We start from the raw sequence: 14925 nt of genomic DNA, 5'->3' as shown, positions 1-14925 counted from the left end.
CCAGCCACAGGTAGTTGAAGCGCTCGGTGACGTGGTCGGAGAACTCGTTGCCCAGCGCATAGCCGACCCGCCACGGGGTGCCGTCGGCGCCGACCAGATAGAGCCCGGCGAGCTCCGGCTCCTCGCCGGCGTCCTCGGCGAAGGCCGGTGAGGGCAGCGCGGCCTCCGGCGCGACGATGCAGTCGCCGTCGCCCTTGTAGAACCACTCCGGCTGAGCGCCGCTCTCGCCAGGGGCGGGCTTGCCGCCCGCCACGCCGAGCTTGAACATGCGCATCGAGTCGGTGAGTTCCTCTTCCTTCACCTGCGTCTTGGCATGCATCGCCGAGCGGGTGTCGGCGCTGCCCAGATGGGTGAGGCCGGTGCCGGTGACCAGGCAGTGGGCCGGGTCGGGATGGGTCAGCGGTGGCAGCAGGCGCTGCTCGTCGACCAGCGTCTGGTAGTCGACCAGGGTCTCACCGAGGCGCGCCTCGACGACCTGGGTGAGCGGCTGGCCTGTGTCGATGGCGATGCGCGCCAGGGCATAGGTGCCGCCGTTGATATCGACGGGGCGAACCGCGTCGGGGCTTTCCACCACGGCCACCCGCAGCTGGTCCTGGTCGAGGTATTGAATCAGTCGCATGAGCTAGTCCTTGTCGTGTCAGCCGTCTCAGTTACCGCCCACGGCGGTGAGGTTGGGCAGCCAGGTCACCAGGCCGGGGAAGGCAATCAGGATCACCGCCATGATCAGCAGAGTGGCGTAGTAAGGCAGCATCGCCTTCACCAGCTGCTCCATGGTCACCTTGCCCACCCCGCAGCCGACGTACAGGCAGGTGCCCACCGGCGGGGTCAGCAGGCCGATGCCGAGAATGAACGCCATCAAGACACCGAAGTAGACCGGGTCGATGCCCACCGAGGTGACGATCGGCGTCAGCATCGGCGCCATGATCACCATCGCCGGGGTCAGGTCCATCACGAAGCCCACCAGCAGCAGCAGGCCGGCGACGATCAGCAGCAGCAGGAACGGGTCCTGGGTGATCGACTGCACCTGCATGACCAGCGTCTGCGGCACCATGTTGATGGTCAGGAACCAGGCAATCACCGTGGCGAAGGCCAGCAGCAGCAGCACCATGCCGGTCAGCCGCGCGGTGCGGATCAGCATGCCCCACAGCTCGCGGACGTGGAACTCGCGGTAGACCACCAGCGAGATGACCAGCGAGTAGAGCAGCGCCACCACCGCCGCCTCGGTGGCGGTAAAGATGCCGCCGATGATGCCGCCGATCACGATCACCGGCAGCACCAGGGCCAGCCAGGCGGCCTTGAACGCCTGCCACAGCGGGCCGAGGCGGAACTTGCGGGTCTGTCCGGCGCCGCCGAAGCTGGCCATGATGAAGGTGGTGACCATCAGCCCGAAGCCGATCATCACCCCGGGCACGATGCCGGCAATGAACAGCCGGCTGATCGAGGTCTCGGTGACGATGCCGTAGAGGATCAGCGGGATCGACGGCGGGATGATGATGCCGATCACCGAGGAGACGGTGTTGATCGCCGTGGCCTGGGGCGCCGAGTAGCCCTGCTGCTTCATCGACGGGATCATCATCGAGCCGGTGGCGGCGGTGTCGGCCACCGCCGAGCCGCTGATGCCGCCGAAGAACATCGAGCCGGTGATCGCCACCTGGCCAAGCCCGCCGCGCACAAAGCCGACCAGGGTGCCGGCCAGCTCCATCAGCCGCCGGGCGATGCCGCCGGCGCTCATCACCTCGCCGACCAGAATGAAGAACGGGATCGCCAGCAGCGGGAAGTTGTTGACCCCGCGCACCGACTGTTCGATCAGGATCGACAGCGGGATATCCGAGATCACCGCCATGACCACCGCGGCGATCCCCAGGCCGAAGGCGATCGGCAGCCCCAGCGCCAGGGAGGCAAACAGGATGCCGAGAAAGATCCAGAGCATGACAGAGGCCTCCTAGCGGGCGCCGAGCATCAGTTGGCCGGCGCGCCAGGCGCGCCAGATCGCCACGGCGGCGATGAAGGCGGCGCACAGCACCAGCGAGATATTGATCAGGTTCCAGGGCACGCCGAGGATCGCGGTGCGCCCGGTGGAGCGGGACAGCACGAAGTAACCGCCGGCCATGATCACGAACATCAGGGCGGTGATCAGCAGGTGCTGGACCAGGTAGAGGGCGTAGGCGGCGCGCTGCGGGAGCTTGCGCAGCAGCAGGTCGACGGCGATATGCTCAAAGCGTGCGAAGGCCGCGGCGGCGCCGACGAAGATCAGCCAGATGAACAGCATGCGCGCCAGCTCGTCGGCCCACGGCAGCGAGCGGTTGAGCAGCGAACGACCGATGACGTTGGCCGATACCGAGACGATCAGCGCCACCAGCAGGGTGGCAATCAGGTGCTCCATGCCGACGGTCAGCCAGCGGAAGATCGCCGGGCCGCGGCGCTGCTGGGTATCGATCTCCAGCGGCTTGCGGCGCGGATCGTCGAGGAACTCGGACGGGTCCGGGGGCGGTGAGTGAGGGGTATCCATAGGCGCTCCAAGGGCAGACAGACGCAACGCGGGCCAACCACTGGCCCGCGTCTCTCTTGGTCCTGCGTTATCAGTCGTTCATGGTGTCTGCGACGATCTGCTGGATCTCGGCGACCAGGTCTTCACCGATGCGCGGCGCCCACTGCTCGTAGACCGGCTGCACGGCGTCCTGGAAGGCGGCGATCTGGTCGTCGTCGAGGCGGGTGATCTGCATGCCGCGCTCCTCGAGCTGATCGCGGGCCCAGTCGTCGTACTCGGTGGCCAGCTGGATCTCGTAGGCCGCTGCTTCACGTGCTGCTTCCTCGACCAGTTCCTGGTAGGCCGGGTCGAGCCGGTCCCAGGTACGCTCGGACATCATGATGATGAACGGCGTATAGACGTGGCGGGTCTCGGAGCCGTAGTCCTGCACTTCGTGGAAGTTGGAGGTGAGGATGGTGCTCCAGGGGTTCTCCTGGCCGTCGATTACGCCCTGCTCCATGGCCGAGAACACCTCGCCGAAGGCCATCGGCGTGGGGTTGGCCCCGAGCGCTTCCCAGATGCTCAGCTGCACCGGGTTCTCCATGGTACGGATGGTCAGGCCGCTGACGTCGAGACCGGCGACATCCTCGGGGGATTCGACGGGGCGCACGCTGTTGGTCAGCTGGCGATAGCCGTTCTCGTGGTAGGCGAAGGCCTTGATACCGGTGCCCTCGAATTTGTCGAGCAGCCCGAGGGCAACGTCACTTTCGAGTACGGCCATTGCCGCTTCGCGGGTCGGCAGCAGGAACGGCAGGTCGAATACCGCCAGCTCCTCGACGTAGGTGGTGGCCGGCGAGGTAGACGGGATGGTCATGTCCAGCGAGCCGGTCTGCAGCATCTCCATCATCTGCGCGTCGTCACCCAGCTGGCTGTTGGGGAAGACGTTGACGGTCAGCCGCCCCTCGGTGCGCTCGGAAAGAATGTCGCCGAAATACTGGGTGGAAATATACAGCGGTGAGGTCTCGGCCAGACCCAGGCCGACGCGAATGGTGTGGGACCCCAGGTCCTCGGTGATCACCTCGCCCTCGATGGGCGGCGGATCGGAGAGGTCGGGGGTCTGGGCGTGGGCAACGCCCAGCGTGAGCGTGGCGGTGCCTGCCAGCGTGAGGGTCCTGCGCCAGATTGCGTGCATGGCGTGAGTCTCCATAGTGACGTCGTGTGGTTGTTGTAGGGGTAACGCCGTGGCGAGGTGCCCGAGGTCGGCGTTCGCCCACTCAATGTCGAACTTATTAGCAATTTGTTCAACATATACTTTTGTATGTGTCGACTAAGCGCAGGAAGAGGACTACCGTCAACTCACGACATCTCGCTGCTACCAACCGAGGCGCCCATGAGTTCCCAGCCCAAACGACCCCTTCGCTCTGCCGAGTGGTTCGGCAGTGCCGACAAAAACGGCTTCATGTACCGCAGCTGGATGAAGAACCAGGGCATCCCCGATCACGAGTTCCAGGGCAAGCCGATCATCGGCATCTGCAACACCTGGTCGGAGCTGACGCCCTGCAACGCCCACTTCCGCAAGCTTGCCGAGCACGTCAAGAAGGGCGTGCTGGAAGCCGGCGGCTATCCGGTGGAGTTCCCGGTGTTCTCCAACGGCGAGTCCAACCTGCGGCCCACGGCGATGTTCACCCGCAACCTGGCGAGCATGGACGTCGAGGAGGCGATCCGCGGCAATCCGCTCGACGCGGTGGTGCTGCTGGTGGGCTGCGACAAGACCACCCCGGCGCTGCTGATGGGCGCGGCCAGCTGCGATATCCCGACCATCGTGGTCAGCGGCGGGCCGATGCTCAACGGCAAGCACAAGGGCAAGGACATCGGCTCCGGCACCGTGGTCTGGCAGCTTTCCGAGCAGGTCAAGGCAGGCAAGATCTCGCTACACGACTTCATGGCCGCCGAGGCCGGCATGTCGCGCTCGGCGGGCACCTGCAACACCATGGGCACCGCCTCGACCATGGCCTGCATGGCCGAGGCGCTGGGCACCTCGCTGCCGCACAACGCGGCGATTCCCGCAGTGGACTCGCGGCGCTACGTACTGGCGCACCTGTCCGGCAACCGCATCGTCGAGATGGTCGACGAAGGGCTCACGCTGTCGAAGATCCTGACTCGTGAAGCGTTCGAGAACGCCATTCGCACCAACGCCGCCATCGGCGGCTCGACCAACGCGGTCATCCACTTGAAGGCGATCGCCGGGCGCATCGGCGTCGACCTGGCGCTGGACGACTGGACGCGCATCGGTCGCGGCACGCCGACCATCGTCGACCTGCAGCCCTCGGGGCGCTTCCTGATGGAGGAGTTCTACTACGCCGGCGGCCTGCCGGCGGTGCTCAAGCGCCTCGGCGAAGCCGACCGACTGCCCCACAAGGACGCCCTGACCGCCAACGGCAAGACTCTGTGGGAGAACGTCGAGACGGCCCCGCTCTACGATGACGAGGTGATTCGCCCGCTGGCATCGCCGCTGGTCGCCGACGGCAGCATGTGCGTACTGCGCGGCAATCTGGCCCCGCAGGGCGCGGTGCTCAAACCCTCGGCGGCGACTCCCGAACTGATGAGCCACCGCGGCCAGGCCGTGGTGTTCGAGAACTTCGACGACTACAAGGCGCGCATCAACGACCCCGACCTCGAGGTGACGGCCGACAGCATCCTGGTGATGAAGCACTGCGGCCCGCGGGGCTATCACGGCATGGCCGAAGTGGGCAACATGGGGCTGCCGGCCAAGCTGCTCGAGCAGGGCGTCACCGACATGGTGCGCATCTCCGATGCGCGCATGAGCGGCACCGCCTACGGCACCGTGGTGCTGCACGTTTCGCCGGAAGCGGCCGCCGGCGGCCCGCTGGCGGCGGTGCGCAACGGCGACTGGATCAGCCTCGACTGCGCGGCCGGCCGTCTGCAGCTGGAGATCGACGACGCCGAGCTTACGGCGCGGCTGGCGGAAGACGACCCAGGGGCGGCCTCGCGGCGCATCGCCAGCGATGGCGGCTATCGCCAGCTGTATATCGAGCATGTGCTGCAGGCCGACGAGGGCTGCGACTTCGACTTCCTGGTCGGCTGTCGCGGCGCCGAGGTGCCGCGGCACTCGCACTAACGACGATGGCATTGACCATGCATCAGCGGCGCTAACCCGGTGAATGGAGCAGAAACGATGGCAACGAACAGCAGGATCACGCCCGAGCAGCTGCGCTCGCGCTACTGGTTCGACAACCCCGAGCACCCGGGGACCACGGCGCTGTGCATCGAGCGCTACCTCAACCAGGGCATTACCCTGGATGAGCTGGTGGGCGGCAAACCGATCATCGGTATCTGCCAGTCGGGCTCCGACCTCACGCCGTGCAACCGCCACCACATCGAGCTGGTCAAGCGCGTCAAGGACGGCATCCGCGCCGCCGGCGGGGTGCCCTTCGAGTTCCCCCTGCACCCCATCCACGAGAATGTGCGCCGGCCCACCGCGGCACTGGATCGCAACCTGGCCTACCTGGGCCTGGTCGAGGTGCTGCACGGCTACCCGCTGGACGGCGTGGTGCTGACCACCGGCTGCGACAAGACCACCCCGGCCAGCCTGATGGCCGCGGCCACGGTCAATATCCCCGCCATCGTGCTGTCCGGCGGGCCGATGCTCAACGGTTGGCGCGGGGCGGAGCGGGTCGGTTCCGGCACCATCATCTGGGAACTGCGCAAGCGCCTCGCCGCCGGCGATATCGACTACGCCGAGTTCCTCGCCCGGGCCACCGACTCGGCCCCCTCGGTGGGCCACTGCAACACCATGGGCACCGCCTCGACCATGAACTCCCTGGCCGAGGCGCTGGGCATGAGCCTGCCCGGCTCGGCGATGATCCCCGCGCCCTACAAGGAGCGCGCCATGGTCGCCTACCAGACCGGCGAGCGCATCGTCGAGATGGTCTGGGACGACCTGCGCCCCAGCGACGTGCTGACCCGCGAGGCGTTCGACAACGCCATCGTCACCTGCTCGGCGCTGGGCGGTTCCAGCAACGCGCCGATCCACATCAACGCCATCGCCCGGCATATTGGCGTCGAACTGACCAACGACGACTGGCAGCGGCTGGGGCACGAGGTACCGCTACTGGCCAATGTGATGCCCGCTGGCGCCTATCTCTCCGAAGAGTTCCACCGCGCCGGCGGCGTGCCGGCGGTGATGAGCGAGCTACTCGGCGCCGGCAAGCTGCACGGCGACGTGCTGACCGTCAACGGCCGCACCCTGGCGGACAACCTGGCGGGGCGCGGGATCCAGGATCCCGCGGTGATCTGCCGCTACGCCGAGCCGCTGGTCGACCACGCCGGCTTCCTCAACCTCAAGGGCAACCTGTTCGACTCGGCGCTGATGAAGACCAGCGTGATCTCCAGCGATTTTCGCGCCCGCTTTCTCAGCGACCCCGACGACCCCAACGCCTTCGAGAGCAAGGTGGTGGTGTTCGACGGCTCCGAGGACTACCACGCGCGCATCGACGACCCGGCGCTGGGCATCGACGATCGCACCATCCTGGTGATGCGCGGTGCCGGCCCGGTGGGCCACCCCGGCGGCGCCGAGGTGGTCAACATGCAGCCGCCGGAAGCGCTGATTCGCGCCGGCACCGAGTCGCTGCCGTGCCTTGGTGACGGCCGCCAGTCGGGCACCTCGGGCTCGCCGTCGATCCTCAACGCCGCGCCGGAGGCGGCCACCGGCGGAGGCCTGGCGCTGCTCGAGGACGGTGACCGGCTGCGCATCGATCTGGGCCGGCGCGAGGTGCGGCTGCTGGTCGACGACGCCGAGCTGGCCGCGCGGCGCGAGCGCCTTGAGGCCGAGGGCGGCTATCGCTACCCGGCTCACCAGACGCCGTGGCAGGAGATTCAGCGCAGCATGGTGGAGCCGCTGGACCGCGGCATGACGCTGACGCCGGCGACCAAGTACCGCGACGTGGCGCGGGTCAGCCCACCCAGGGACAATCACTGACATGGCCGCGTTTGCATCCCTTTCACACCGTCAGCAGGGCCTGCTGCTGACCGCCGGCGGGGCGCTGATCATGGCCCCCGATGCGCTGCTGATCAAGGTCGCCAATCTGCCCGACGCCGAGATCCTGATGTGGCGGGGCTTTCTGTCGGCGCTGGGGTTCTTCCTGATTGCGCTGATGCGCCACGGCAACGGCCTCTGGGCGGTCTATCGCCGCTGCGGTTGGACCGGTATCGCCGTGGCGCTGCTGTTCAGCCTCACTACCTGCGGCTTCGTGCTCGGCAACCAGTACACCAAGGCCGGCAACGTGCTGATGATCCTGGCCGGCGCGCCGCTGATTGCTGCGGCACTGTCGTGGGTCATTCTCAAGGAGCGACTGCCGCGCCGCACCTGGATCGCGATCTGGCTGTGCCTGGCGGGGATTGCCATGATCGCCCTGGATGACGCCGGGGCAGGCAGCTGGGTAGGCAATGCCTTCGCCTTGATGGCGGCCACGACGCTGGCGATCAACTTCACCCTGTGCCGCACCCGGCCGGGCATCGACATGAGCCCGATGCTGGTGTTCAACGGCATCATCGTCGGCAGCGTGGCCGGGCTGTTCTGGCTGGCCGGGGGGGAACCGTCGCTGCCGGAGACGAACCAGCTGGCGGTGGTGGTCTTGCTGTGTCTGATCATCGTGCCCTGCGGGGTGACCCTGCTGCAGCGCGGCCCGCTCTACCTGCCGGCCGCCGAGGTGGGGCTGTTATTGCTGCTCGAGGTGGTGGTCGGCACCCTGCTGGCATGGTGGATCATTTCGGAGCAGCCGGCACCCATGGCGCTGGTGGGCGGTGCGCTGGTGCTCGGCACACTGACCGCCAAGGGGCTCTACGAGCGGCGCCTGGAACTCAGGGCCCGCGCCGGCGCCGGGCCGGCGCTGCAGCAACCGGTCGAGCGCACGGATACGGTATGATATCGAGGAATCGCAACAGGGTCTCAACGCTTTGACGTCACCACTCTCCAAGCCTGCGGCATCCAAGCCTACGGCGCGCCCCAGCATCGCCGATCATCTCGCCGAGGCGATCTTCTCCGGCCGCTACCAGCCCGGTGAGTTCGTGCCACGCGAGCTGGACCTCTGCGAGCGCTTTGCCATCAACCGCTCGGCGGTGCGCAGCGACCTGCGACAGCTGGTCGATGCCGGCATCATCGAGCGTATCTCCGGCCACGGCTCCAAGGTGCGCGAGTATGCCGAGTGGCACATCCTCGACCCCCAGGTGACCGACTGGATGACCCGCTATGCCGCGCCCAATCCGGAAATCCAGCGCGAGATACTGGCCTTTCGCCTCGACGTCGAGCCCTATGTGGCGATGACCGCCGCGCGGCGTGCCAAGGCCCGCGACCTGGTCGCCATCGAAGAGGCCTTCGAAGGGCTGGGTCAGAACCTGCGCAACGCCAGCTGCGCCGAGGAGCGGCGCCTGCACAGCGAATGCGACGTGGCCTTCCACGTGGCGATCTTCAAGGCCACTCACAATATCGTCTGGTCGCAGCTGTCGCATATCCTGCGCCCCTCGATCCATCTGCTGGTGTCGATGTCGAATGAGAGCGCCAACGACCCCGACGACAGCCTCGAGCGCCACCGCCAGCTGATGGAGAGCATTCGCATGCGTCGCCCGCGCGAGGCATTCCAGGCCGCCCAGGCGGTACTCGCCGGTACCGCCGATGCGCTGGGCCTGGAGCCGGGTACCAGTACGCTGGGGCGCTGCGTGGATCTGCCCTGAATTGCTGTGACTTCCCTGGCTGTTATCTATCGTGAAAAGGTCCTCCATGTCTGATGTTTCCCTCGGCCTGGTCGGCGTCGGCAAGATCGTTCGCGATCAGCATCTACCGGCCCTGGCGGCGACCCCCGGTTACCGGCTGCTGGCCAGCGCCGACCCCCGTGCCAGCCTGCCCAACGTGCCGGCCTACGCTGATATGGCGTCGATGCTCGATGCCCACCCCGAGCTCGACGCCGTGGCGATCTGTACCCCGACCCATCTGCGCCACGCCCAGGCCCGCCTGGCGCTGCAGCGCGGCAAGCACGTGCTGCTCGAGAAGCCGCCCGGCGCTACCCTGAGCGAGGTCGAAGATCTGATCGATGTCGCCAGCGAGCAGGGCGTTACGCTATTCGCCGCCTGGCACTCGCGCTTCGCTCCCGGCGTTGCCCAGGCCCGGGAGTGGCTGGCCGAGCGGCGCATCGAGCGCGTCGAGATCGTCTGGAAGGAGGATGTGCGGGTCTGGCATCCGGGCCAGACGTGGATCTGGCAGCCCGGCGGCATGGGTGTCTTCGACCCCGGCATCAATGCCCTGTCGATCGCCACCGCGATCCTGCCCCAGGCGTTCTTCCTGCGTCAGGCACGGCTGCTGGTGCCGAGCAACTGCCAGACGCCGATTGCCGCCGAGCTCAGCTTCGCCGACCCCGGCGGGGCCAACATCGAAGCCGACTTAGACTTCCGCCAGAGCGGCCCGCCGACCTGGGATATTCATGTCGAGACCGACGCCGGGCGCCTCAGTCTGACCCGGGGCGGCTGCCGGTTGAGCCTCGACGGTCAGCTCATGCTGGAGGCGGAGGAGCGCGAGTATGCCGGCCTCTATGCGCGCTTCGCCGAGCTGATCGCAAGCGGCCGGCGCGAGGTCGACGTGGCGCCGCTGCGCCACGTGGCTGACGCCTTCATGTATGGGCGGCGCGATACCACCGAGGCTTTCGTCGAGTAAGGGGGCAGATGGTGTCGTAGGTGGCGACCTAGCTTCCTGTCAGCAGCGGCGAGTCGCTCGCCTGCAGCGTAATGCTGATGCCACCGAGGCAGGTCATGTCGCGCTCCCAGGGGCAGCTGACGATGCGGGTGGGGCCGATCAGTTCGCTGACCAGCGCCTCGTCGATGGCGTCCTGCATGGCCTCCTGCATGGCCGCGTAGCCGCGTACCCCGGAGCCTGTCACCAGCACCAGGTCGGGGTTGAACAGCGCGAGTAGATTAGCCATGCCATAGCCCAGTGCGCGACCCGCCTCGGCGAAGATGCGCTGGGCGTCGGGGTTGCCCTGCATGGCCAGCTGGGTCAGCGCCTGCATCTGTGCCTCCGACGGGTGGGCGCTATCGCCAGCGGGCAGCTCGAGGACCTCGCGGGCCTCGCGGTAGAGCGCGTAGTCGCTGGCGTAGGCTTCGACGCAGCCGCGCTTGCCGCAGGCACACGGGGCACCCCCCGGCAGATACTTACTGTGGCCAAACTCCGCCGCGGAGCCGTTGGCGCCGAGAAACGGCACGCCGTCGATCAGCAGCGACATGCCGATGCCGTAGCCCAGCATGACCACCGCCAGATTGGGGTAGCCGGCATAGGCGGGCTGCGTCGCCAGTACACTGGCGATGCAGTTGGCATCGTTCTCGAGCAGTACCGGGCAGCCGAAACGCTCGGCCAGCTGCGGCGCCAGCGGGGCGTTGCGAAAGCTCAGCGCCGGCGACCAGATCAGCGTGCCGCTATGCGACGCCACTACCCCCTGTACCGCCAGGCAGATACCCACCAGACGGCGATGGCTGGCCAGCGCCAGGCTTCGCACCTCGGCAATCTTCTCTTCGAGCAGCGCCACCAGGTCCTCTGGCGTGAGGGCCAGGGTGGCGACGCCATGGTGCTCGCTATGCTGCATCTGGCCGCTGTAGTCACCCACCACCAGCTGCAGCTCATTGATCGACAGCTTGACGCAGATCACGCAAGCCGCCTCGGGGGCCAGCTGGATCAGCGTCTTGGGGCGCCCGCGTCCGCTGGGGCGGGGCATGTCAGGCGGCAGTTCGGTAATCAATCCTTGCTGCAGCAACTCGGCGCTGATCGAGGTCACGGTGGCCGAGCTGATGCCGTTGAGAATACCTAGATCGACGCGTGCCACCGGGCCCTGCTCACGCAGGGTGCGTATCACCGCCAGGGTGTTGTCGTGGCGGCTGGTGTCATGGGGCTGAGAGGCCATGGATCTCGCCGTTGCTGTGAGTCATGGGCAGTCTACCAGAGACGCTGTCAGACAACGGCCAGTGGCTGGCACGGCGCGACATTCATCATCCGATACGACCTAAGTTGCATAGGTGAATATTTATTTTAGGGTCTAAATTAAATCCACGCCAGCTGCTCCACAGCTTCCGACAATAACAACAGGGGAGATCGCCATGCGCGAGCCGATGGCCCGCTACCCGAGTCTTGCCGAGCGCGTCGTCTTCGTCACCGGAGGCGGGGGAGGTATCGGTGCGGCCCTGGTCGAGGCTTTTCACCACCAGGGCGCGAGTGTCGCCTTCGTCGATATCGACGATGCAGCAAGCCAGGCGCTGTGCCGCAACCTCGAGGCGCAGACCGGCCGTGCACCCTGCTATCACCACTGCGACATCCGCGATATCAGCGCCCTGCAGGCCGTCATCGATGAGGTGAGCGAGCGCCAGGGGCCGATCCGTACCCTGATCAACAATGCCGCCAACGACGACCGCCATGACTGGCGCCAGGTCAGCGTCGACTACTGGGATGAACGCATGTCGCTCAACCTGCGCCCGATGTTCTTCTCGAGCCAGGCGGTGGCCGAGCGCATGGCCCAGGCCGGCGGTGGCTCGATCATCAACTTCGGCTCGATCAGCGTGCGCCTGGCGCTGGGCAACCTGCCGACCTACGTCACTGCCAAGGCCGCGGTGCACGGCTTGACCCGCAGCCTGGCTCGCGATCTTGGCGAACAGAGCATCCGCGTCAACACGGTGGTACCGGGGTGCATCATGACTGAGCGCCAACTCGACAAGTGGATCGGCCCCGAGGACGAGGCGCGCATTCGCGAGCACCAGTGCCTCAAGGTGCGCCTGGCCCCGGAGCATGTGGCACCGATGGTGCTGTTCCTGGCCGCCGACGACAGCGCCCAGCTGACCGGCCAGGAATTCTGCGTCGACGCGGGGTGGGGCTGATGAGTATGCCGGATCAGCCGCTGCTGGCAGCGCGGCGTATTTCTCGCTGGTTTGGCGAGAATCAGGTGTTGTTCGACATCGATCTCGCGCTCCAGCCCGGTGAGGTTCACGCGCTGTTGGGCGAGAACGGCGCCGGCAAATCGACGCTGGTACGCATTCTCGCCGGCTACCTGAGCCCTAGCGACGGTGAGGTCCGCCTGGCGGATGAGGTTCGCCACTATCGCAGCAGCGGCGATGCCGAGGCCGATGGGGTGGTGATGATCCACCAGGAGCTGGCTCTGGCCGAACAGCTGAGCGCGGAGGAGAACATCTTCCTCGGTCGCGAGCTGCGCCGCGGCCCCTTCCTCGACCGCCGCGCCATGCGCGAGCGCTGCCGCGAGGCGCTGGCGGAGCTCGAGACCCGAGTCGACCCGCGTGCCAGGGTCAAGGACCTCAGCACCTCCGATCAGCAGATGGTCGAGATCGCCAAGGCGATTACCCGTGACGTGCGCGTGCTGATCATGGATGAGCCCACTGCATCCCTCACCGAGCATGAAGTCGAGGTGCTGTTCGCGCTGATAGGGCGGCTGCGCCAGCGCGGCGTGGCGATTCTCTATATCTCCCATAAGCTGCGCGAGATCGAACGGATCGCCGACCGGGTCACGGTGCTGCGCGACGGCCGGTTGATCGACAGTGGCCCCATGGCTGGGCGCAGCAAAGAGGAGCTGGCGCGGCTGATGGTGGGGCGCGAGATCAATGACATGTATCCCGAACGCACCGTATTGGCCAGCGATGCCCCGGTGGTACTCGAGGCGCGTGACATGGTGGTGCCCGGCGCCGTGAAACGGGCCAGCTTCAGCCTGCGCCGCGGCGAGGTGCTGGGCTTCGGAGGGGTGGTTGGCGCCGGTCGCACGGCGCTGATCGAGGCGCTGCTGGGGTTGCGCCATCGCAGCCAAGGGCAGGTGCTGCGCAACGGCCAGCCGGTGGCGCTGCGCCACCTTCGCGATGCGGTACGCCAGCGCATTGCCTATCTCACCGAGGACCGCAAGGGCAAGGGCCTGGTGCTCAACATGGGGCTGCGTCCCAACTTCACGCTGCTCAATCTGCGCGCCTACTGCCGGCCGCTGATCGACCGGCGCCGCGAGGAGCAGGCCTTTCAAGGGGCCATCGAGCGTTTCGACATCCGCCTGCGCACCCAGGCGGCTACCGCCGCCGAGCTCTCCGGCGGCAATCAGCAGAAACTGCTGCTGGCCAAGGTCATGTCCATTGACCCCGAGATCGTGATCATCAACGAACCGACGCGCGGCATCGACGTGGGCACCAAGCACCAGATCTATCATTTCGTGCGCGAACTCACCGACGCCGGCTGCTCGGTCATTCTGATCTCTTCCGAGATGGCCGAGCTGATCGGCCTTTCGCATCGGGTGGCGGTGATGTGCGCCGGGGTGCTGACCGGCGTGCTCGAGGGCGAGCAGATCAACGAACACGAAATCATGCAGTACGCATCCGGTATCAAGGGAGAGGGAGCAGATGAACAACGCCGTGCCTGACAACAAGCCTATTGCCCGGAGTCGCGCCTCCTTCGACCTCAAGACCTGGGGGCCCTTCATTGCCCTGCTGGCCCTGGCGCTGCTGGGAGTGTTGATCAACCCCGCCTTTCTGGGGCTGGACAACCTCTCCAACATGCTCACCCGCAGCGCCTTCATCGGCATCATCGCCATCGGCGCCACCTTCGTGATCACCGCCGGTGGGCTGGACCTGTCGGTAGGCTCGATGGCTGCTTTCATCGCCGGGGTGATGATCATTCTCATGAACAGCCTGGTCGAGCAGTTCGGCCCCGGCCTGACCACCATCCTGCTGGGTATCGGCGCCTCGCTTCTGCTCGGGCTGTGTGCCGGCTTCATCAACGGCATGGTGACCACCAAGGGCAAGATCGAGGCCTTTATCGTCACCCTGGGCACCATGGGCATCTATCGCTCGCTGGTCACCTACCTCGCCGACGGCGGCACCCTGTCGCTGGACTGGGGGGTGCGTGACATCTACCGGCCGGTCTACTACGGCAGCCTAATGGGGATTCCGATTCCGGTACTGGTGTTCCTGCTGGTGGCGGTGGTCGGCTACATCCTGCTCAACCATACCCGCTTCGGCCGCTACTGCTTCGCCATCGGCTCCAACGAGAAGGTGGCCGAGTACAGCGCCATCCACGTCGACCGCATCAAGACCATGACCTACATGCTGCAGGGCGTGTGCGTGGCGTTGGCAACCATCATCTATGTGCCGCGGCTGGGCTCGGCCTCGGGGGCCACCGGGGTGCTCTGGGAGCTCGAGGCGATCGCCGCGGTGATCATCGGCGGCACCGTGCTCAAGGGCGGGCACGGGCGCATCTGGGGCACGGTGGTAGGGGCGATCATGCTGACCATGATCGGCAACATCCTCAACCTCACCGATGCCATCTCCAACTATCTCAACGGCACGGTGCAGGGGATCATCATCATCGTCGCGGTGTACCTGCAGCGCGCATCGTGGAGGAAGTCGGCGCCATGAGGCGCCCCATA

General features: G+C 66.7%; 12 protein-coding genes and 1 pseudogene. 8 read left to right on the top strand and 5 right to left on the bottom strand.

What is annotated here, in order from left to right; genetic code table 11:
* The 4 genes and pseudogenes from QC821_RS17125 to QC821_RS17110 all read right to left on the bottom strand — a co-directional run.
* Positions 1-619 (bottom strand): annotated as a pseudogene (locus QC821_RS17125) (AraD1 family protein); the annotation flags it as partial.
* 27 nt (positions 620-646) lie between these two features.
* Positions 647-1930: a TRAP transporter large permease gene (locus QC821_RS17120; protein ID WP_309723423.1), complete on the bottom strand. Its 1284-nt coding sequence runs from the start codon at positions 1928-1930 to the stop codon at positions 647-649.
* A 12-nt stretch (positions 1931-1942) separates the two neighbouring features.
* Positions 1943-2509 (bottom strand): TRAP transporter small permease, encoded by a 567-nt coding sequence (locus tag QC821_RS17115; protein ID WP_309724041.1) that lies wholly within the window; start codon positions 2507-2509, stop codon positions 1943-1945.
* Between the two features lie 70 nt (positions 2510-2579).
* Positions 2580-3659 carry a TRAP transporter substrate-binding protein gene (locus QC821_RS17110; RefSeq protein WP_309724040.1) on the bottom strand — a complete coding sequence of 360 codons (1080 nt, stop codon included), beginning with the start codon at positions 3657-3659 and terminating at the stop codon, positions 2580-2582.
* A gap of 198 nt (positions 3660-3857) precedes the next feature.
* Between QC821_RS17110 and QC821_RS17105 the strand changes: the two genes are divergently transcribed.
* The 5 genes from QC821_RS17105 to QC821_RS17085 are packed head-to-tail and all read left to right on the top strand — an operon-like array spanning position 3858 to position 10190.
* Positions 3858-5606: an IlvD/Edd family dehydratase gene (locus QC821_RS17105; RefSeq protein ID WP_309724038.1), complete on the top strand. Its 1749-nt coding sequence runs from the start codon at positions 3858-3860 to the stop codon at positions 5604-5606.
* 57 nt (positions 5607-5663) lie between these two features.
* The gene (locus tag QC821_RS17100; RefSeq protein WP_309724036.1) at positions 5664-7466 is read left to right on the top strand and encodes an IlvD/Edd family dehydratase; all 1803 of its coding nucleotides are present in this window, start codon (positions 5664-5666) and stop codon (positions 7464-7466) included.
* A gap of 1 nt (position 7467) precedes the next feature.
* Complete coding sequence (locus tag QC821_RS17095; protein WP_309724034.1) at positions 7468-8412, top strand: DMT family transporter; 945 nt, start codon at positions 7468-7470, stop codon at positions 8410-8412.
* A 31-nt stretch (positions 8413-8443) separates the two neighbouring features.
* Positions 8444-9217: a FadR/GntR family transcriptional regulator gene (locus QC821_RS17090; RefSeq protein ID WP_309724032.1), complete on the top strand. Its 774-nt coding sequence runs from the start codon at positions 8444-8446 to the stop codon at positions 9215-9217.
* Between the two features lie 46 nt (positions 9218-9263).
* Positions 9264-10190: a Gfo/Idh/MocA family protein gene (locus tag QC821_RS17085; RefSeq protein WP_309724031.1), complete on the top strand. Its 927-nt coding sequence runs from the start codon at positions 9264-9266 to the stop codon at positions 10188-10190.
* Between the two features lie 28 nt (positions 10191-10218).
* Here the strand turns inward: QC821_RS17085 and QC821_RS17080 are convergent, their stop codons facing one another.
* Positions 10219-11427, bottom strand: a complete 1209-nt coding sequence (locus QC821_RS17080) for an ROK family protein (RefSeq protein WP_309724029.1) — start codon at positions 11425-11427, stop codon at positions 10219-10221.
* A gap of 193 nt (positions 11428-11620) precedes the next feature.
* On the opposite strand from QC821_RS17080, the gene QC821_RS17075 reads away from it, so the two are divergent.
* The 3 genes from QC821_RS17075 to QC821_RS17065 are packed head-to-tail and all read left to right on the top strand — an operon-like array spanning position 11621 to position 14914.
* Complete coding sequence (locus QC821_RS17075; RefSeq protein WP_309724028.1) at positions 11621-12391, top strand: SDR family NAD(P)-dependent oxidoreductase; 771 nt, start codon at positions 11621-11623, stop codon at positions 12389-12391.
* Positions 12391-13920 (top strand): sugar ABC transporter ATP-binding protein, encoded by a 1530-nt coding sequence (locus QC821_RS17070; RefSeq protein WP_309724026.1) that lies wholly within the window; start codon positions 12391-12393, stop codon positions 13918-13920. The genes QC821_RS17075 and QC821_RS17070 overlap by 1 nt, the downstream gene beginning before the upstream one ends.
* Positions 13901-14914: an ABC transporter permease gene (locus QC821_RS17065; RefSeq protein ID WP_309724024.1), complete on the top strand. Its 1014-nt coding sequence runs from the start codon at positions 13901-13903 to the stop codon at positions 14912-14914. Before QC821_RS17070 ends, QC821_RS17065 begins: the two co-directional genes overlap by 20 nt.
* Positions 14915-14925: the final 11 nt, after the last annotated feature.

Source organism: Franzmannia qiaohouensis (genome assembly GCF_031451695.1).
Lineage (GTDB): Bacteria > Pseudomonadota > Gammaproteobacteria > Pseudomonadales > Halomonadaceae > Franzmannia > Franzmannia qiaohouensis.
Note: the sequence above shows the minus strand (reverse complement) of the source record. Positions and strands in the feature narration are given on the sequence as shown.

Bases quoted from the DNA above. Each gene is read 5' to 3' on its own strand.
- QC821_RS17120 (WP_309723423.1), bottom strand. From the start codon at position 1,930: ATGCTCTGGATCTTTCTCGGCATCCTGTTTGCCTCCCTGGCGCTGGGG.
- QC821_RS17115 (WP_309724041.1), bottom strand. From the start codon at position 2,509: ATGGATACCCCTCACTCACCGCCCCCGGACCCGTCCGAGTTCCTCGAC.
- QC821_RS17110 (WP_309724040.1), bottom strand. From the start codon at position 3,659: ATGCACGCAATCTGGCGCAGGACCCTCACGCTGGCAGGCACCGCCACG.
- QC821_RS17105 (WP_309724038.1), top strand. From the start codon at position 3,858: ATGAGTTCCCAGCCCAAACGACCCCTTCGCTCTGCCGAGTGGTTCGGC.
- QC821_RS17100 (WP_309724036.1), top strand. From the start codon at position 5,664: ATGGCAACGAACAGCAGGATCACGCCCGAGCAGCTGCGCTCGCGCTAC.
- QC821_RS17095 (WP_309724034.1), top strand. From the start codon at position 7,468: ATGGCCGCGTTTGCATCCCTTTCACACCGTCAGCAGGGCCTGCTGCTG.
- QC821_RS17085 (WP_309724031.1), top strand. From the start codon at position 9,264: ATGTCTGATGTTTCCCTCGGCCTGGTCGGCGTCGGCAAGATCGTTCGC.
- QC821_RS17080 (WP_309724029.1), bottom strand. From the start codon at position 11,427: ATGGCCTCTCAGCCCCATGACACCAGCCGCCACGACAACACCCTGGCG.
- QC821_RS17075 (WP_309724028.1), top strand. From the start codon at position 11,621: ATGCGCGAGCCGATGGCCCGCTACCCGAGTCTTGCCGAGCGCGTCGTC.
- QC821_RS17070 (WP_309724026.1), top strand. From the start codon at position 12,391: ATGAGTATGCCGGATCAGCCGCTGCTGGCAGCGCGGCGTATTTCTCGC.
- QC821_RS17065 (WP_309724024.1), top strand. From the start codon at position 13,901: ATGAACAACGCCGTGCCTGACAACAAGCCTATTGCCCGGAGTCGCGCC.